Annotated in this window: 17 protein-coding genes; 4 read left to right on the top strand and 13 right to left on the bottom strand. The window is 69.9% G+C overall.

From position 1 onward, the window contains the following. Window positions 1-17: 17 nt before the first annotated feature. Together AC1DSZ_RS18175 and AC1DSZ_RS18170 are read right to left on the bottom strand one after the other, a co-directional pair. Window positions 18-998, bottom strand: a complete 981-nt coding sequence (locus AC1DSZ_RS18175) for a ketopantoate reductase family protein (protein ID WP_476839759.1) — start codon at window positions 996-998, stop codon at window positions 18-20. 135 nt (window positions 999-1,133) lie between these two features. After that, a complete protein-coding gene (locus AC1DSZ_RS18170) occupies window positions 1,134-2,408 on the bottom strand; it encodes an App1 family protein (RefSeq protein WP_476839758.1) in 1,275 nt (424 codons plus the stop codon). 183 nt (window positions 2,409-2,591) lie between these two features. On the opposite strand from AC1DSZ_RS18170, the gene AC1DSZ_RS18165 reads away from it, so the two are divergent. After that, window positions 2,592-2,825 (top strand): hypothetical protein, encoded by a 234-nt coding sequence (locus AC1DSZ_RS18165; protein WP_188516680.1) that lies wholly within the window; start codon window positions 2,592-2,594, stop codon window positions 2,823-2,825. Window positions 2,826-2,852: 27 nt separating this feature from the next. Here the strand turns inward: AC1DSZ_RS18165 and AC1DSZ_RS18160 are convergent, their stop codons facing one another. The 10 genes from AC1DSZ_RS18160 to nirK form a co-directional block, all read right to left on the bottom strand. Further along, window positions 2,853-4,019 carry an MFS transporter gene (locus AC1DSZ_RS18160; RefSeq protein ID WP_476839846.1) on the bottom strand — a complete coding sequence of 389 codons (1,167 nt, stop codon included), beginning with the start codon at window positions 4,017-4,019 and terminating at the stop codon, window positions 2,853-2,855. A 172-nt stretch (window positions 4,020-4,191) separates the two neighbouring features. Continuing rightward, window positions 4,192-5,442 (bottom strand): MGH1-like glycoside hydrolase domain-containing protein, encoded by a 1,251-nt coding sequence (locus AC1DSZ_RS18155; RefSeq protein ID WP_476839757.1) that lies wholly within the window; start codon window positions 5,440-5,442, stop codon window positions 4,192-4,194. Next, window positions 5,439-6,503 carry an ABC transporter ATP-binding protein gene (locus AC1DSZ_RS18150; protein WP_476839756.1) on the bottom strand — a complete coding sequence of 355 codons (1,065 nt, stop codon included), beginning with the start codon at window positions 6,501-6,503 and terminating at the stop codon, window positions 5,439-5,441. The genes AC1DSZ_RS18155 and AC1DSZ_RS18150 overlap by 4 nt, the downstream gene beginning before the upstream one ends. A gap of 9 nt (window positions 6,504-6,512) precedes the next feature. Further along, window positions 6,513-7,322 (bottom strand): carbohydrate ABC transporter permease, encoded by an 810-nt coding sequence (locus tag AC1DSZ_RS18145; protein ID WP_476839755.1) that lies wholly within the window; start codon window positions 7,320-7,322, stop codon window positions 6,513-6,515. Between the two features lie 22 nt (window positions 7,323-7,344). After that, a complete protein-coding gene (locus AC1DSZ_RS18140; RefSeq protein WP_476839754.1) occupies window positions 7,345-8,193 on the bottom strand; it encodes a carbohydrate ABC transporter permease in 849 nt (282 codons plus the stop codon). A 65-nt stretch (window positions 8,194-8,258) separates the two neighbouring features. Further along, window positions 8,259-9,545, bottom strand: a complete 1,287-nt coding sequence (locus AC1DSZ_RS18135) for an ABC transporter substrate-binding protein (RefSeq protein WP_476839753.1) — start codon at window positions 9,543-9,545, stop codon at window positions 8,259-8,261. A 48-nt stretch (window positions 9,546-9,593) separates the two neighbouring features. Continuing rightward, window positions 9,594-10,601: a LacI family DNA-binding transcriptional regulator gene (locus AC1DSZ_RS18130; protein ID WP_476839752.1), complete on the bottom strand. Its 1,008-nt coding sequence runs from the start codon at window positions 10,599-10,601 to the stop codon at window positions 9,594-9,596. A gap of 79 nt (window positions 10,602-10,680) precedes the next feature. Further along, window positions 10,681-11,028 carry a DUF6665 family protein gene (locus AC1DSZ_RS18125; protein WP_476839751.1) on the bottom strand — a complete coding sequence of 116 codons (348 nt, stop codon included), beginning with the start codon at window positions 11,026-11,028 and terminating at the stop codon, window positions 10,681-10,683. Window positions 11,029-11,108: 80 nt separating this feature from the next. After that, window positions 11,109-11,990, bottom strand: coding sequence for an SUMF1/EgtB/PvdO family nonheme iron enzyme (locus AC1DSZ_RS18120; RefSeq protein ID WP_476839750.1), 882 nt, complete (start codon window positions 11,988-11,990; stop codon window positions 11,109-11,111). A gap of 54 nt (window positions 11,991-12,044) precedes the next feature. Then, the gene (gene nirK, locus AC1DSZ_RS18115) at window positions 12,045-13,172 is read right to left on the bottom strand and encodes a copper-containing nitrite reductase (RefSeq protein WP_476839845.1); all 1,128 of its coding nucleotides are present in this window, start codon (window positions 13,170-13,172) and stop codon (window positions 12,045-12,047) included. A 238-nt stretch (window positions 13,173-13,410) separates the two neighbouring features. Here nirK and AC1DSZ_RS18110 point away from each other — a divergent pair, with 238 nt between their 5' ends. Then, on the top strand, window positions 13,411-13,662 hold the full coding sequence (locus tag AC1DSZ_RS18110; RefSeq protein WP_476839749.1) for a DUF1858 domain-containing protein: 252 nt from the start codon (window positions 13,411-13,413) through the stop codon (window positions 13,660-13,662). Here AC1DSZ_RS18110 and AC1DSZ_RS18105 read toward each other — a convergent pair. Continuing rightward, complete coding sequence (locus AC1DSZ_RS18105; protein WP_476839748.1) at window positions 13,659-14,372, bottom strand: Crp/Fnr family transcriptional regulator; 714 nt, start codon at window positions 14,370-14,372, stop codon at window positions 13,659-13,661. The two genes, AC1DSZ_RS18110 and AC1DSZ_RS18105, sit on opposite strands and share 4 nt — an antisense overlap. 243 nt (window positions 14,373-14,615) lie before the next feature. Between AC1DSZ_RS18105 and AC1DSZ_RS18100 the strand changes: the two genes are divergently transcribed. Together AC1DSZ_RS18100 and AC1DSZ_RS18095 are read left to right on the top strand one after the other, a co-directional pair. After that, window positions 14,616-15,068 carry a pseudoazurin gene (locus AC1DSZ_RS18100; RefSeq protein WP_476839747.1) on the top strand — a complete coding sequence of 151 codons (453 nt, stop codon included), beginning with the start codon at window positions 14,616-14,618 and terminating at the stop codon, window positions 15,066-15,068. 52 nt (window positions 15,069-15,120) lie between these two features. Beyond that, window positions 15,121-16,302 carry an NnrS family protein gene (locus tag AC1DSZ_RS18095; protein ID WP_476839746.1) on the top strand — a complete coding sequence of 394 codons (1,182 nt, stop codon included), beginning with the start codon at window positions 15,121-15,123 and terminating at the stop codon, window positions 16,300-16,302. Window positions 16,303-16,305 lie beyond the last annotated feature (3 nt).

The raw sequence follows: 16,305 nt of genomic DNA, 5'->3' as shown, positions 1-16,305 counted from the left end.
ACGGCCGCCGCTTCCATTCAACGCTTGCGGACCGCCCGGTCCAGCCCGCGCACGAGCGGGGCGACGACGTCCATCACCGGGGTCGCGACGCCGTGCTCAGCGCCGAACGCGGCTGGTTGCTCCAGAAGGGCCGCCACCTCGGTGGGTCTGCCCGCCAGGATGTCCTGCAGCATGGAGGGGCGGCCCCCGCCGAGCGTGCCTTTGGGCCGCACGATGCCTTCCACGTCCACGTCGTCGCCAAGATCCCAGCCGGTCGCCTTGGCGACGGCGAGCGCCTCGCGGACCAGCGCCTTGCCGACCTCGAACAGGCCCTCGTCCTCGCCACGCTCGCCCGCGGTCAGGCGCGTCAGGGCCGAGAGCGGATTGCCGGGCGCGTTCAGGAGCAGCTTTCGCCAGATGTCGCGCCGAATGTCGGGGCTGCGCTCGGCCTTGAGGCCGGCCTGCTCGAACACGCGCAACGCGTTCTCCAGCGCCGGGCTGATGCGGTTGTCCGGCGCGCCGAGCACGAAGCGGCTGCGGGCGCGATTGGAGACCACGCCGGGCTCGGTGATCTCGTTGGGCGAATAGATCACGCCGGCGAGCGCCCGCTCGGGCCGCACATCGGACCAGAGCCGGCCTTCGGGGTCCAGCAAGGGCAGGGTCGCCGGCTGGGCGTCGAGGCCGTGGCGCCACCACCACGGGATCCCGTTCAACAGGAACACGGCCGCGCCGCCCGGCGCGATGAGCCGCCCGATCGCGGCGGCCGACTGGGGCAGGGACACGGCCTTCAGCGTCACCAGAACGAGATCCTGCGGAGGTAGCGTCGCAGGATCGTCGGTGGCCTGCGGGACCGGGACGGTGAAGCGCTCTTCCTCGCCCACATAGGTCAGCCCGTTGCGCCGCATCGCTTCGAGATGGGCGCCGCGCGCCACCAGCGAGGTTTCGGCCGCGCCCGCCCGCAGCAACTTGGCGGCGATGTGGCTGCCGACCGCGCCGGCTCCGAATACGCAAACCTTCATTGAGCGGCGCCTCCTGAACGGGCCGGGCATGGCGCGGCGCTCCACTGAGGCGCGCCGCACGTGATGCCGGGATAATTAACGTGGCCGTCGCCCACTGTCGCCACCGCGGCGCGCATGGCTCCCGGGCTCCAGGGCTCACGCGTGCGCGTCGGAGCCCTTTGCGGCGGCCGGGCCGGGCTCCACCAGCACGTTCCCGTCCGGCTTGTTCTTTGTGTCGCCGATCATGCTCTGCAACTCGCCTGCCCCGACCGCCTTGGCGGTGGCGCCCGCGGTCGGGCGAGACAGCACCTCCACCGGCGCGCGGCGCTTGCCGCCGCCGCTCTCCGCTTCGTCGCGCACGGCGCGGACGGCGTCGTCCGACAGGCATCCGAGCTTGCGTGCGTGCTCGGCGATGGCGGCGCTATCGGCGGCGAGCAGCAGCGCGCTGCCGGCTTTCGCGACCGCGGCCGCCAGCGTCTCGATCTCGGCCAGGCGCTCCCTGGAGCGCGTGACGTCGCGGATATACACGGCCAGCACCCGTCCGGGGTGCTCCTGGACGATGCCGCCATAGATCTCCGGATCGTGCTGGCCGCTGTCGCCGATAAGCACGAAAGGCAGGTCGGAATAGAGCTTCAGCATGTTGGTGATCAGCAGCTTCTTGTGATCCTTGGCGGCGCGCGGCCAGGGCCGCCGCCAGGACAGCCCCCATTCGCGCAGAAACAGGATCGGGCCGACCGGGATGCCGTGGCGCTGGAAGATCTCGGCCAGCACCTCGTAGGTCCCCCAGGGCGCGCGCGAGACATAGAGCATCGGGTTGCGCTCCCGGCCCGACGCGCCATGATGCAGGCCGCGATACAGCGCCGCCACGCCCGGAAAAGCGACCCTATCTTCGGCGTCCGCGACGAAGAGGCGCCACAGCATCTTGAACACGTTGGCGACGCCAGTCTTCACCACCGTGTCGTCGATGTCGCTGATCACCACGAGCCGGCTCTCGGCGGGCGGGATGAAGACCTCGCCCTTGGCGCGCACGGGCTGGTCGCCCTCGAGATCGAGCGGCACTTCATGCCAGCACGTGTCTGCGGGTGGCGGCTGCGGCAGCATGAGGTGAAACCGGAAATAGCCGTCCGCGTCAGTCTCCACCGTCTGCTCGGCCCCGCAGAAGCGGGCGCGCACGCGCGCTCCGCGCAAGGCTTTGCGGGCGATGCGCCGCGAGATGTTGCGCAGGTCGTCCGCGAGTCCGCCGCCGCCCTGGCCGGGGTTCTTCTGCAGGAACACGCGGCCAATCAGGAAGATCTCGCTGGCCGAGCCATAGCCTCGGTAGGGCTGCAGCACGACCCCGCCTTTCCACCGCGCCACGCGCACCGGACGGGCTACGAGGGACAGAAGGCGCAGGAGCCCGCGTCGCCATCCGGCGGTCTCCGTGTTCGCCATGAACGCTCCCCAGTCCGATCCAAGCCGCGCGCCGCCTTCGGCGCGTCGTCGACGGCTGGTCAACAGCCCGGCCACGACGCGGGTTCCAGGTCGGCGGCGATCCGGGATCGCACCGATCCTCATGAGACGTGAACAGAACCCGTCATCCGGCGTTGGGCTGCAACTTTCATTGGAGCCCGAGCAATGCGCGCCTTGATCATCATTTCCGCCGCGGCCCTCAGCCTCACGGCCTGCGCCACACGACAGCAGGCCACCGGAACGGCCGTCGGCGCAGTCGGCGGCGCCGTTGTGGGCGGACCGGTCGGAGCTGTGGTGGGCGCCGGCGCCGGCGCGGTGGTGGCGGCTCCGGGCGGCGTCATCGACCAGACAAAGCCGCGCCCGCGCAAAAAGTATCGCCGCGTTCGCTCGTCGTCCTGACGTGCTGACGTTCCGAGCCGGCGCGTCCTAGCGGGGACGCGTCGTTTCGGACTTCGGCAGGAACCACGCCAGCAGGCCGAAAGCCGGTAGGAACGAGCAGAGCCGGTACACGGTGTCGATGCCGACATGGTCGGCCGCCTCGCCCAGCAGCGCCGCCGCGATGCCGCCCATGCCGAAGCTGAGGCCATAGAACAGCCCGCCGATGAGCCCGATCCGCCCCGGCACGAGGTCCATGGCGTAGATCATGATGCTCGCGAAGGCGCTCGACATGATCAGGTTGATGATCACCGTGAGCGCGCCGGTCCAGAACAGGTTCACATAGGGCAATGCGAGCGCGAAGGGCAGGGCGCCCAGGATCGAGAACCAGATCACCCGATGGCGGCCGATGCGGTCGCCGATGATGCCGCCCGCCAGCGCGCCAACGGCCGCCGAGGCCAGGAACACGAACAGCATCAGCTGCGAGGCCTGTACGGACACGCCGAAGCGTTCGATCAGGTAGAACGTGTAGAACGACGCGAAGCTCGACGTGTAGGCGTTCTTGGAAAACAGCAGGACGACCAGGATCGCCATTGCGCCGATGATTCGAGCCCGGCTGGGACGCGGCTTGTCGACCGCCATCCGCGCCTTGCCGCCGGCCGGCGCGGCCGCGAGGTCGCGCGCCTGCCGCTGCACGATCCAGATCATCATCATGATGGCGAGCAGCGCCAGCACCGAGAACCAGGCCAGGCTGGTCTGACCCTTGGGAACGATGATGTAGGCCGCCAGCAGCGGCCCGATGGCGCTGCCGGTCTGCCCGCCCACCTGGAAGATGCCCTGGGCCAGGCCCTGCTGCCCGCCCGAGGCGTTGCGGGCCATCCGGGTCGCCTCGGGGTGGAAGATTGAGGAGCCGATGCCCACGCACCCGGCCGCCGCGAGCAGGTGCGCGAAGCTGGACGCATAGGCCAGCCCCAGAAGGCCGACCAGCGAGAACGCCATGCCGACCACCATCGAATACGGCACGGAGCGTCGGTCGGTGTAGAAGCCCACCAGCGGCTGGAACAGCGACGCAGCGACCTGGAAGGTCAGCGTGATAAGGCCGATCTGCCCGAAGTCGAGGTTGTAGGCGCTCTTGATCACCGGGTAGACGGCCGGGATCAGCGATTGGATGGTGTCGTTCAGCAGATGCGTAACGCTGAGCGCCACGAGAACCGGCATCACGGCGCGGTGGGACAGGGTCGGGCTTGCGATGGTCACGGCGTCGACTCGCTTGCGCCCACATCCGCGGGCCGGGGGGCGTTACTGTTAGGGCGCCCTGTCACAATGCGAAAGCCGCCGCAGCGCAGGGGACGATTGCGTATCCCCGTGACCCAGCGGCGATTTGGATGGATCAGGTCAGCAGCAGCGCGATCGCGGCCGTCCACGAGAAATCGCCGCCGCCGAGCGGTTCGCCGCTGAGCGGATCGAAATATTCGCCGAAGCCCTCGCGCTGGATCGTCGCCAGGGTCATCTCGCGCAAGAGCGCCGCCTCCGGGTCGGCGCCATGTCGGTCGAGCCCTCGCGCGATCAGGTAGTTGACCACCATCCAGACCGGCCCGCGCCAATAGCGGCGCGGCTCGAAACCCGGCTCGCCCGGCAGCGTGGAGGCGACGCCGACGCGCACGCCGGCCAGATGCGCGCGTAGTCGCTCCAGCATGGCGGCGACCTGAGCGCCGTCCGGCGCATCCGTCAGCAACGGCAGCAGCCCGGCCGAAACCCGCACCCGGATGGGCGCGCCGGCCAGCAGGTCGCGCGAGAGAAACCAGCCGGCCTGCGCGTCCCACAGCCCGCCCAGCCCCTGCCGGAGCCGGCCCATCCTGGCTTCGATGCGCGCTCCCGCGCCCTCGCCGCCGAAGCGCGGCGCCAGCGCCAGCAGCGCCTCCTCGGCGGCCAGCAGGATCGCATTCGTGCCCACGTCCGCCACGCGGAACGGCGCGACGCGGAGCATCGCGTCCGGCGTCCATTCGACGCCCCGATAGGCGTCCACGAGGTGGATGTAGCGCCGGTAGTCGGCGTCGGTCGGCCGCATGGAAGCGTCCACATGGCCGGTGTCGCGCCGGCGGATGGGCGTCACGGTGGTCTCGGGCACGCGCCCGAAGGGCTCGTCCCATTCGGGCGAGTTGTCACGCCCGGTCTCCCAATTGTGCAGCGTCGAGACGAGGCCGGTCCCGTCGGGATCGCGCGCCGCCGCGAACCAGGCGTGGTAGCGCTCCGCCGCGCCGAACAGCGCCCGCAGCCGCGCCTCGTGCTCCGGCCCGGCGCGGTCGGCGATGAAGCGCAAAGCGAGCCCGAACACAGGCGGTTGCGTGATGCCGGATGTCGGGATGCGATGGCGCGTCCCCCACACGTCCGGCCCCGGAAAATAGGTGTCCGCCGGGGCGTGGAACACGATCTGCGGGATCAGCCCGTCGTCCCACTGCCCCTCGGCCAGCCGCTCCAGCTCGCGCAGCGCGCGGTCCACGTCATAGGTGGCGAACCCCATGGCGACGAAGGCCGAATCCCAATTCCACTGGAAGGGATAAAGACGATCCGTCGGCACCGTGTAGCCGCCCCGGTCGTTGCGGGCCAGGATGGCGCGGGCCTGCGCGGCGATATCGGTCATGAACTCACTCCAACCATGCTGCCACCCAGCGCTTTGCCGCTGGCGGCGTCCATCCAGGCGATCCGCTCGACCGCCGGCGTCACGGTGATGCGGTCGCCCGGCCGCACCCGCATATCCGGCCGCAGGGCGACGCGTGCGAGTTGCCCGTCCATGCGGCCGGTCACCAGCAGCGTTGAGCCCAGCGGCTCGCACACGCTCACGTCGAACGGCATGCCGCCGCCCTCGGCCATCTGGAAATCCTCCGCCCGCAGGCCGGCCGTCACCACGCCGTCAGGCACGTCGGCGGGGGCCGACCAGTCCCCGAAGCGGGCGACGCCGCCCGAAACCGGCATGTCGATGAAGTTCATCGGCGGGCTGCCGACGAAGCCGCCCACGAAGCGGGTCGCCGGCCGCTCATACAGCGCCTGCGGGGCGTCCACCTGCTCGATGACGCCCTTGTTCATCACCGCGATCCGGTCGGCCAACCCCATCGCCTCCGTCTGGTCGTGCGTCACGTAGAGCGTGGTCGTGCCGGAGGCCTGCAGGGCGGATTTCAGCTCGGTGCGCATCTCCAGCCGCAGCAGGGCGTCGAGATTGGAGAGCGGCTCGTCCATCAGCAGCACGGCCGGGCTCACGGCCAGAGCCCGCGCCACCGCGACGCGCTGGCGCTGCCCGCCAGAGAGCTTGGCCGGATAGCGGTCAAGATAGGGCTCGATATGCAGCAGCGCGGCGGCGCGGCCGACCTCGGCCTTCACCTCGGCGTCCGGCGCGCCGCGCATGCGCAGCCCGAAGGCGACGTTCTCGAACACGGTCATGTGCGGGAACACCGCGTAGTTCTGGAAAACCATCGCGAGCCCGCGCTCGCGCGGCGGGAGCCCCGACACGTCCCGGTCGCCGATCAGCACGCGGCCGGAGGTCTGTGTCTCCAGCCCGGCCACGATCCGCAGCAGCGTGGTCTTGCCGCAGCCGGAGGGGCCCAGCAGTGCCACGAACTCGCCGTCCGCCACCTCCAGGGTGATGGCCTCCAGCGCCCGCGCGGCCCCGAAGCGCTTCTCGATCTGTTCGATGCGGATGCCCGCCATGACGCGCTCCTATCGGTTGGCGATGCCCCACATCGCGAAGAGGTATCGCCTCACCGCGAAGATGAAGACCACGGAGGGAAGGATGAGCAGGAGCCCGCCCGCGAAGCGGAAATGCAGCGGCGATTCCCCCAGCACGGTGAGCAGATAGGCGGTCAGTGTCTTGTTGCGGACGGTGAGCACCGAGGCGGCGAAGACCTCATTCCACGAGATCACGAAGGCGAAGATCGCGGCCGCCGCCAGCCCGGGCAGGGCGAGGGGCAGCACCACCTTTCGAAAGGCCTGCAGCCCCGTGCAGCCGAACACCCAGGCGGCCTCCTCCAGCTCGCGCGGGATGCCCATGAACAGGCTCGACGTCACCAGCGCGGCGAAAGGCAGGGCCAGTGCGGTGTGCACCAGGGCGACGCCCAGCACCGTGTCGTAGAGGCCGACGCGGATGAACGAGACCGTGAGCGGCAGGGCCAGGATGGCGAGCGGAAAGGCGCGCGTCATCACCACCAGCAGCCGGAATGCGCCTTGGCCCGCGAAGGCGTAGCGCGCGAGCGCGTAGCCGGCGGGCGCGCCCAGCGCGAGGCTGAACAGCATGGTCAGGCAAGCCGCCATGGCCCCGTTCAGCGCCGCCGTCCCGACGCCCTCGATGGTCAGGAAGGTCTCGAAGGCCGAGAAGCTGGCGTCCGTCGGCAAGAGGTTCTTGGGCCAGCGGAACACGCCGGCGCGCCCGCCGAAGGCCCCGAGCCCGATCAGGTAGATCGGCACGAGCACCCACGCGCACAGCGTCACGACGCCGGACCAGAAGACGAAGCGTCCGAGCGTCTTGCTCATGCCTGTTCTCCCGCCGTCCGGCTCATGCCTGCATCTCCGGCGGCGTGCGCAGCAGCCGCACATAGAGCAGCGTCGCGCCGAGCGAGATCGCCATCACCAGCATGGCGTAAGCAGCCGCGACGCCGTCGTTCTGGTTCACGTGGCGCCACGCATAGGCCTCGCCCACCAGCACCGGAAAGTTGCGGCCCGCCAGCGCGTACACCACCGCGAACACCTCGAAGGCCAGCACGGTGCGCAGGATCAGCGCGCTCTGGATGGAGGGCCGCAGCAGCGGCAGCGTGATGCGGCGAAAGCGCGTCCACGGCCCGGCGCCGAAGATCTCGGCCGCCTCGGCGTATTCCTTGGGGATGAGCTGCAGCCCCGACACCAGGATCACCACCACGATCGCGGTGGCGCGCCACACCTCGGCCACCACCACGGCGGCGAACAGGGTGAGCGGCGTCTCATAGGAGAGCCAGTTCGTCGGCCCGCTCACGAGCCCGGCCATGGCCAGCAGCGTATTGAGGTAGCCGCGATCCTGCAGGATCGCCAGCCAGACTAGGCCGGCCGCCAGATCCGAGATCCCGAGCGGGATGATCCAGATCCACAGTACGATGTCGCGCCCGCGCTCCAGCTTCTGCACCATGATCGCCATGGCGAGCGCCAGCGCGAGTTGCAGCGGCAGCACCGCCAGCACCAGCAGGAAGGTGTTGCGGATCGAGAGCCCGAAGTTCAGGTCGCCGACCATCTTGCGGAAATGGCCCATCGACGGCTCGCCGTTCTCCACGAAGGCGAGCGCCACGGTCTGCACCAGCGGGACCACGAAGATCACCAGCAGGAACAATGTCGCGGGCGCGATCAGCAGGTAGGGCAGCAGGCGCGAGCGGGTCATCGCGGTCTCCGGTTCCCCCCGCCCGGGGCCGGGCGGGGGAGGGACGGATGGCGGTTCAGGTCAGCTCAGTTGACTGGGCACGGCCCGGACGACGCCTTGTCGGGCGCCCAGCACGGCGCCTTGGCGTCGTTCATGATCGCCTGCAGGGCGGCCGCCCTGGCGTTCAGGGTGTCGCGAATGGGCGCGCCACGCAGCACCACGGCCTCGAAGGTGTCCATGTAGACCTTGTTGAACTCGCCGCCCTTGGAGCCGAGGCCCACCGGCAGCAGCGCCGGAAGCGCGTCCTTGGCGTTCTGGGTCTTGGTGACGGCCTCCACCAGCAGCTTGATGCCGCCCGGCAGGTCGGCCGGCAGGTCCGCCTTCACGACCGGGAAGAACCCGAGCTCGCGCGCCACCGTCACCTGCACCTCGGGCTTCAGGAGATGCTCGATCGCGCCCGCCGCGCCCGCGCGGTTCGGGGCGTTGGCGGCGATCGCCAGGCCCGCCAGCACCGGCATGAAGCCGCGGCCCTTGGGGCCGGCCGGGGCCGGGAAGGTCACATAGGCGGCGGGCTCGGCCACCAGCGCTTCCTTGAGGCGCGCCACGTGGTCGAAGGCGATCATCACCTCGCCGGCCATCAGCGGCTCCTGCATGAAGTCGTAGGAGGCCGAGTTCGGGTTCACGTGCTGCCACAGGTCCTTGAAGGCGCCCCACATGGCCTCGGCGTCGGCGCTCTTGAAGGTCGACACCACGCCGCCCGTGTAGGAGGGGTAGAGATAGCCCTGGAAGAAGCGCGCCATCAGGCCCTTCGGCCCGGCCGGGAAGCCCAGCGCCCGCTTGCCGGTCTTGTCCTGGATCGCCTTGGCCCAGTCCTTCAGTTGCGCAAACGACAACGCGTTCACGTCCGCGCCGGCCGGCAGGTATTGCAAAGCCTCCTTGCGGGCCGCCATCACGTAGGTGGCCTGCATCCAGGGGATGTACATCTGCTTATCGCCGCCGAGCTTGCCCAGCGCCAGCAGGCTGTCCGGCACGCCGCGCTCGCGCGCCTTGGCGACGAGGTCGTCCACTGCGTCGAGCCCCTTCGTCCCCACCAGCGGCTGCAACTCGCCATGCAACGCGCCCACCATCGAGATGGTGCGCTTGCCGGCCTGCGTCTCGGCGTCCATGCGGGTCTGGAACGGGGAGGGCTCCTCCACCACGAAGGTGACCGGGGAGGGCGCGCCCTTCAGCACCATCTGGCGCACCTTGGTGGCCTCCTCCACGGGCCGAAGCTGCGTGGAGAGGAAGATCGTCTCCTGTGCCCCGGCGACGGTCGAAACTGCCCCAAGCGCGGCGGCGCCCAGCAGCGCGGCCCTGAAATGCTTGAACCCCATGTCTTGTCCTCCCTTTTGGGCCGGCCGGTTTTCCGGTCTCGACTGTGATCAGTTGGCTTCGCCGGTCGAAGCTCTCGGCAATTGCGTTACCGGAAACACGTCGCCGCCGGGCTCCGGCCCGCTCGCCGCCATGCTGTCGAACAACCGCTCCACGAGCCGTGTCCCCATGGCGCGCACGTCAAGCGCCATGGTGGTGAGCGACGGATGGGTGAAGCGCGAAGCGTGGATATCGTCGTGGCCCGCGATGGCGACGTCGCGGCCGGGGGTCAGGCCCGCCGCAGCGGCCGCGCGCATGGCCCCGATCGCGATCCTGTCCGTGGCGCAAACCACGGCGGTGGGCGGCTCTGCGGTTGAGAACAGGCGCGCGGCGGCGATTTCGCCGGCGTCCTCGGTGGCGGCGCAGACCAGCGCGGGGCCGGGCGCCATCCCGCTCTCCTCCAGCGCGCCGAGCCAGCCCTTGAGCCGGTGGCCCGCATAGGAGAACGCCTCCGGCGCCCCAAGATGCGCGATGCGGCGATGGCCGAGGCCGACGAGCCGCAGAGTGAGCGCCCTGAAGCCGCTCTCGCCGTCGCCGTCCACGAACGCGTAGGGGCGCGCCGAGTCGGTGCGGCCATGGCACACGAAGGGTAGTCCGGCGTCCTGCAGCCAGGCCACGCGTTCGTCCTTGCGGCGGGTGCGAACCAGGATGCAGCCGTCGGCGCGGCGCTCGTCGATGATCCGCGCATAGGCGGTGCGTTCGTCCGAGCCCGGCGGAGCGGCGAGCAGCATCAGGTCGTGGCCGCGCGCCGCGAGGCATTCGCCGACGACGCCGAGCAGGTCGACGAAAGCGGGCTCGAAAAAGCGCCCCGGCCCGGTCGGCATCACGAGCGCGATCGTCTCGGTGGCGCCCTTGCGCAAGCGCCGCGCGGCAGCGTTGGGCTTGTACCCCCGCGCCGCTGCGGCCGCCTTCACGCGGTTGCGCGTGTCCTCGGCGACCTCCGGATAGCCGTCCAGCGCCCGCGACACCGTAGTGACCGATAGGCCGAGATCGAGGGCGAGCATTCGCAGGCTGGACATGCGGCAGTGTTTTCCCAAAACGATTTGGGAGTCAATCGCACTCGTCGCAACGCGCGAACGGGTCGTACTTCACGGAATTCTACGGCGTCGGGTCGGCGGGTTTGGAACGGCCCATGCGGTTCAGCACCTCGCGGGGGATTCCATAGGCTTTCACCACCGCATCCCAGTGCCGCAACCCGCAGAGTTCACGCTGGATCATCAGCGACCAGACCCGGTCCGCCGCCTCGTCGAGCAACGCCGAGCGTTTCGCCGGATCCGGGGCCTCGGCCGCATCCAGCGCCTTGAGCCGTGCGAGCGCGGCCTCGACCTGGCCGCCAAGCGCTCCGAGCGTCTCGGCCTTCTGCTGTGCGATCTCGTAGTGAAGCACATCGACGCCGGTCTCGACGCGAAGGCCGGCGGACAGGCTTTGGGGCAGGCGGAAAGTCATGGAGGCTCGGCGGAAACACGATGCGATCCCGCCCATATGGGCCATCGCGCGGCGTTCGCCACCCCGTCGTGCGGAAAGCGTCAGATCCCCCGCATGTGGAAGCGCGCCCGCGCCACAGCGGCTCCGAGATAGCCTGAATCGTCGCGCACCAGCCGGAAGCCGAGATTGGCAGGCGGCACGCCCACCGCGCAGCCGCCCGCCCGGGCGTCGCGCACGAAATCCGTCACGTAGCTGCGGTGCTCGCCCTCCACGACGCGCACGCCGCAATTGGCCGTGCGCTCGCCGGTCGGCTCGCCGGAGGCGTCCAGCGCCTGGCGCAGGAAGCAGGTGTCGGTCCATTCCCAGACATTGCCGGCGATGTCCGCGACACCGTGCTCGTTGATCCCGAAGGCGCCGGCCGGGCGGGGCGCCTTGTCGATGCTCCCCTGGCGGCTCGATTCCTGCTCGTACTTTGCGAGCCAGCGCTTGGAGAAAGAGTCCGAGCCGTCATCAGCCAGAACGGCGTCGTCATTGAAGCGGGCGCCGGCCGCGAAGGCCCACTCGGCGTCGGTCGGAAGCCGCCAGCGTGCGCCGGTGCGGGACGAGAACCACGCCGCATACGCGGTGGCGTCGTGCCAGTTCACCCCCACGGCGGGGACGTCCGGCGGCGGCGCCGCGCGAAACAGCCGCCTCTCGCAGGCGCCGGCCGCCACGCAGGCGTCATAGGCGGCGGCGCTCACCTGGTAGGTCAGGATCGTGAGCGGGCGCGCGAACCGGAACACGCGGCGGGGCGCGTTCACGGGGCGGCCGTTCAGCGCGAAGTCGCCCGCCACCCGGTGCTGGAACGCGCCGGGCGCGATCGTCGTCACCGCGACATGATCGGCCGGAATGGCGGGAAGACCGTAGCCGGCCGCCGCAACCGCGAGCGGGGCGACGACCAGCGCCGCCTTGGCGGCCAGCTTGGCTTTGAGGATGAGCAGCATGGCGAGGCTCTCCCGTACGCCGGCCTGTCGCGGGACCGGCCGGCGGTTCGGCGATCAGTGCTTGTGGGCCGGGGCGTCCAGCGCGCCCGTCTGGGCGCCGCTCAGGATCGGGCTGGGAGGGCTGACCTGCTTCATCAGGTCGTCGTTCCAGGTCCCCTCGACCTTGATGTGGGCGGTGGCGCCGAGCTCCACGGCCTCGATGAGGTTGTGGTTCACATAGGCGTAGATGCCGGGCTGCTTGAAGGTGTAGAGCGCGGCGCCGGCCGATCCGCCACGGATGAACCAGGTTTCCAGGTCCTTCTCGGGCCGATTGGCGAACTTGCCCGTCTCCCAGACATAGTCGCCATGGCCGCCGATCAGATGCGGGCGCGTATCGCGGTTGGCCTGGCTGTGCACCAGCAGCACCTGCTCGCCCACCTTGGCCGTGAGGGCGTTCTTGCCGGTCAGCGAGCCGACCTTGCCGTTGAACACCTCGTGGCTGGGAATGAGCTTGCGCATCACCTCGGCCTGGTCCGGATAAGCGTCGCCGGCGCTCTCGTAGGACTTGAACTTGCCGTTCTCGTCACGCGGAACGTAGAAGTCCTGCTCGCCGATGTAGAAGGCCTTGTCGTAGTGCAGGGGCTTGCCCGTGTCGTCCTTCAGGCCGTCGCGCGGCAGGACCATCACGGCGCCGTTCATGCCCGAGGTGACGTGCCAGGGGATCATCGAGCCGCCCGGGGCGCAGTGATACACGAACACGCCGGCCCGGTCCGCCTTCCAGCGCAGCACCACCTGCTCGCCGGGGTTCACCATGGTGAGCTCGCCGCCCCCCAGCCCGCCCGTGGCGGAATGGAAGTCGATGTTGTGGGCCATCATGTTGGTGTCGGGGTTCACCAGCGTCACCTCGACGTAGTCGCCCTGGTGCACGACCATCAGCGGGCCCGGAACCGAGCCGTTGAACGTCATGGCGTGGATTTTCGTGCCCTCGTTGTCGATCACCAGTTCCTTCTCCTGGATGGTGATCTTGAACTGCAGCACCTTGGGGCCGGCCTTGGTCGCCTGCTCGTGAGCGTGGATGAAGGGCGGGGCGACCAGCTCGATCTGCTCGCGCGGAAGCTTGGCGAGATCGTCGGCGAGCGCCGGAACGGCGGCGACGAGAGTGGCGAGTGCTGCGGCTGCCATCATGGTGCGGCGGGTGAACATGGCGTTCTCCATCAGGTTCTCTTGATCACGAGGTGAAAGATGCGCCCTTTGCGGCGACCCTTCTTTGCTGCGCCGCAAAGAGCCTGACGGCTACGAGCTCCCCGCCACCAGCATCTGGCGAGCCGGGGAGGGGCGTAACCGTCGCTAGAGCTTTCGCGGGTTCGGCCGGCACGTTGTGCCGGCGCAAAGACTGCGTCTGTGGCCGGCTCATGCTGCGCGCATCGAACCGGAGGACATCATGACGGACATCCCCATGTCGGCGATCACACCCGACCTGCTCGTCGACGACGTCATGCGTCGCTGGCCGGCCGCCATCCGGGTCTTCCTGGATTTCGGCTTCCTGTGCGTGGGCTGCCCGATCGGCTCCTTCCACACGATCGACGACGCCTGCCGCGAGCACCACGGCGAGCCGGAGGCCTTCATGGCCGCGCTCGCCGCCTCGGACGCACAAGCGCCGCCAGAAGCGGACGAGGTGCGTGAACAGCCCTAGTGCGCAGTCGTGGCTGACGCCCGCCCTTCCGCGAGGGCGAACAGCCGGTGCGGGTCGCGCACCACGATACGTTGGCGGCCGCCCTCGACGAGGCCCTGCGCCTCCCAGGCGCTCAGGATGCGGCTGACGGAATGCAACGTCGTGCCGGTCATCTGGGCGACGTCCTCGCGCGTGATCGGGAAGCTGATCTGGATGCCTTCCTCGACCTTGCGGCCGGACTGTTTGACCAGCCGCAGCAGCGTATGCGCGACGCGCCGCTCGACCTCCTCGGTGGACATCTCGACCACGCGCACATGCGCGTCGTCCAGCCGCGAGCCAACCGTTTGCAGGGCGCCGGCCGCGAGTGACGGGCAGCGCGCCAGCAGCGGCGCCCAGCTCGCCGCCGGCCAGACCAGCGCGACGCTGTCCACCACGGCCGTCGCGGTTGCGGGGTAGTGCGGGCGGCCCATCTGCACCGCGATGCCGAACAGGTCTCCCGGGACCACGTAGCGGATCACGACCTGCTGCCCCGCGGGCGTCAGCTTGGCGACCTGCAGGTTGCCGTGCAGCAGCACGAAGAAGCTCTCCGCGCTCGCGCCCTGCTCGAACACCACCGCGCCCTTGGGGTAGCGCACCGACTTGGCGTGCGAGAGCACGAAGTCGATTTCGTCCGGCCCAAGTGGGGCGAAATTCGGCATGTCGGCGATCAGCGAACGGTCGAGTGCGCCCATCGGCGAAGTCCTTCCAACGGAGGGCGTGGTCGGCGCCTCGATCTGCGCAGGGCTCGACCCGGTTTCTCGACGTGCGATACGGCGTGCGACTTACAGTTGCAGAGTAGTCCACGCCTGAAGCGCGGCGCTATCCGGTCGGATACGGACCGCATTCTTGTTTGCGATCCGACAAATAGCCTGCGCCCCCGGCGGCCTATGAGGGTGTGAGCCTCTTCCGAGGCCCCCGCTCACAGGAGTTCAATCATGCGCAACGCCGTTCTGCTCGCCGCCGTTTTGGCCGGCGCTTTTGGGTCCGCCGCCTCGGCCGCCGAAGTTGAGGTGAAGATGCTGAACAAGGGCGCGGCCGGCGTCATGGTGTTCGAGCCCGCCATCGTGCAGATCCAGCCCGGCGACACAGTGAAGTTCGTCGCGACCGACAAGGGCCACAACGCCGAGACGATCGACGGGATGCTGCCCGAGGGCGCGTCCCCCGTCGCGGGAAAGATGGGCGAGGACGCGGTCGCGACCTTCGACAAGCCCGGCGTCTACGGCCTGCGCTGCAAGCCGCATTACGGGATGGGCATGGTCGCGATGGTGGTGGTCGGCCAGCCGACCAACCTCGACCAGGCGAAGGCCGTGACCCATCCCGGCAAAGCCAAGGCGACCTTCGCGGCCCTGTTCGACAAGCTCGCCACAAGCAAGACGGCCGGCAACTGAGGCCCGCCGCGGGAGCCGGAACGGGTCCGGCTCCCTTCCCGAGGATCACGCCATGTCACCCATCCCCCGCCTGCGGCCCCATAACGGGCCGGACTTGCTGTCCTATGGCTTCCGGCCGTTCTTTCTGTTCGGCTCGCTCTTCGCGGCGGCCGCGATCCTGGCCTGGCTGCCCGCCTATTTCGGCGAGATCACGATCCCGACCGCCTTTTCGCCGCGCGACTGGCACGCGCACGAGATGATCTACGGGTTCCTGCCGGCCGTGATCACCGGCTTCCTCCTCACCGCCATCCCCAACTGGACCGGCCGCCTGCCGCTGCAAGGCCGCGCGCTGGCGGTTCTCGTGCTGGTCTGGGCCGCCGGCCGCGTCGCGGTTTCAACGTCGGCCTGGACGCCGCCGGTGTTCACGGCCGCCGTGGACCTGTCGTTTCTCGCTCTCGTCGCCGCAGCCGCGACCCGCGAGGTGGCGGCGGGCAAGAACTGGCGCAACCTGCGCGTCATCGTGATCGTCGGGCTGCTCTTGGCCGGCAATGTCGTGTTTCACGTCGAGGCGATCCGCGACGGCGCGGCCGACTACGGCGTGCGCGCCGGGCTCGCGGCCGCCGTGCTGCTGATCACGCTGGTGGGCGGGCGCGTCGTGCCGAGCTTCACGCGGAACTGGCTGGCGCGGCTCAATCCCGGACGCCTGCCGGCGCCCTTCGGCCGCTTCGACGCTGCCGCGATCGCGGCCTCCGCGCTGGCGCTCGCCGCTTGGGTCGCCGCCCCGGACGCCCGCCTCACCGGCGCCGCCATGGCGATCGCGGGCGCGCTGCAGGCGGTCCGGCTCGCCCGCTGGGCCGGCGAGCGCACCTGGCGCGACCGCCTCGTGTTCGTGCTCCACATCGCCTACGGCTTCGTGCCGCTCGGGTTCCTCCTCGCCGCGGCGGCCGCCTTCGGGGTGCTGCCCGCCTCGGCCGGGATCCACGCCTGGACGGTGGGTGCGGTGGGTCTGATGACGCTTGCGATCATGTCGCGCGCCAGCCTCGGCCACACCGGGCGCTCGCTGGTGGCGTCCCGGCCCGTGCAGGCCGTTTACGCGCTGCTGTTCGCGGCCGCGCTGGGCCGCATCTGCGCGGCGACGCACCCGGCCGCTGCAACTTTCCTGCTCCACGCCGCCTGGCTGTGCTGGATCGCGGCCTTCGGAGGATTCGCGGTCGCGTACTGGAAGGTGTTCACCGGCCCGCGCTTGCGCGCCTAACCG

This window comes from Alsobacter sp. P4_H11 (assembly GCF_056400925.1).
This window is presented reverse-complemented; position numbering and strand designations above follow the sequence as displayed.

Excerpts from the sequence above, each read along its gene's own strand:
- AC1DSZ_RS18140 (WP_476839754.1), bottom strand. The coding sequence starts at position 8,193 with ATGACCCGCTCGCGCCTGCTGCCCTACCTGCTGATCGCGCCCGCGACA.
- AC1DSZ_RS18145 (WP_476839755.1), bottom strand. The coding sequence starts at position 7,322 with ATGAGCAAGACGCTCGGACGCTTCGTCTTCTGGTCCGGCGTCGTGACG.
- AC1DSZ_RS18125 (WP_476839751.1), bottom strand. The coding sequence starts at position 11,028 with ATGACTTTCCGCCTGCCCCAAAGCCTGTCCGCCGGCCTTCGCGTCGAG.
- AC1DSZ_RS18095 (WP_476839746.1), top strand. The coding sequence starts at position 15,121 with ATGTCACCCATCCCCCGCCTGCGGCCCCATAACGGGCCGGACTTGCTG.
- AC1DSZ_RS18155 (WP_476839757.1), bottom strand. The coding sequence starts at position 5,442 with ATGACCGATATCGCCGCGCAGGCCCGCGCCATCCTGGCCCGCAACGAC.
- AC1DSZ_RS18160 (WP_476839846.1), bottom strand. The coding sequence starts at position 4,019 with ATGCCGGTTCTCGTGGCGCTCAGCGTTACGCATCTGCTGAACGACACC.
- AC1DSZ_RS18165 (WP_188516680.1), top strand. The coding sequence starts at position 2,592 with ATGCGCGCCTTGATCATCATTTCCGCCGCGGCCCTCAGCCTCACGGCC.
- nirK (WP_476839845.1), bottom strand. The coding sequence starts at position 13,172 with ATGTTCACCCGCCGCACCATGATGGCAGCCGCAGCACTCGCCACTCTC.
- AC1DSZ_RS18170 (WP_476839758.1), bottom strand. The coding sequence starts at position 2,408 with ATGGCGAACACGGAGACCGCCGGATGGCGACGCGGGCTCCTGCGCCTT.
- AC1DSZ_RS18110 (WP_476839749.1), top strand. The coding sequence starts at position 13,411 with ATGACGGACATCCCCATGTCGGCGATCACACCCGACCTGCTCGTCGAC.
- AC1DSZ_RS18105 (WP_476839748.1), bottom strand. The coding sequence starts at position 14,372 with ATGGGCGCACTCGACCGTTCGCTGATCGCCGACATGCCGAATTTCGCC.
- AC1DSZ_RS18175 (WP_476839759.1), bottom strand. The coding sequence starts at position 998 with ATGAAGGTTTGCGTATTCGGAGCCGGCGCGGTCGGCAGCCACATCGCC.
- AC1DSZ_RS18130 (WP_476839752.1), bottom strand. The coding sequence starts at position 10,601 with ATGTCCAGCCTGCGAATGCTCGCCCTCGATCTCGGCCTATCGGTCACT.
- AC1DSZ_RS18150 (WP_476839756.1), bottom strand. The coding sequence starts at position 6,503 with ATGGCGGGCATCCGCATCGAACAGATCGAGAAGCGCTTCGGGGCCGCG.
- AC1DSZ_RS18135 (WP_476839753.1), bottom strand. The coding sequence starts at position 9,545 with ATGGGGTTCAAGCATTTCAGGGCCGCGCTGCTGGGCGCCGCCGCGCTT.
- AC1DSZ_RS18120 (WP_476839750.1), bottom strand. The coding sequence starts at position 11,990 with ATGCTGCTCATCCTCAAAGCCAAGCTGGCCGCCAAGGCGGCGCTGGTC.
- AC1DSZ_RS18100 (WP_476839747.1), top strand. The coding sequence starts at position 14,616 with ATGCGCAACGCCGTTCTGCTCGCCGCCGTTTTGGCCGGCGCTTTTGGG.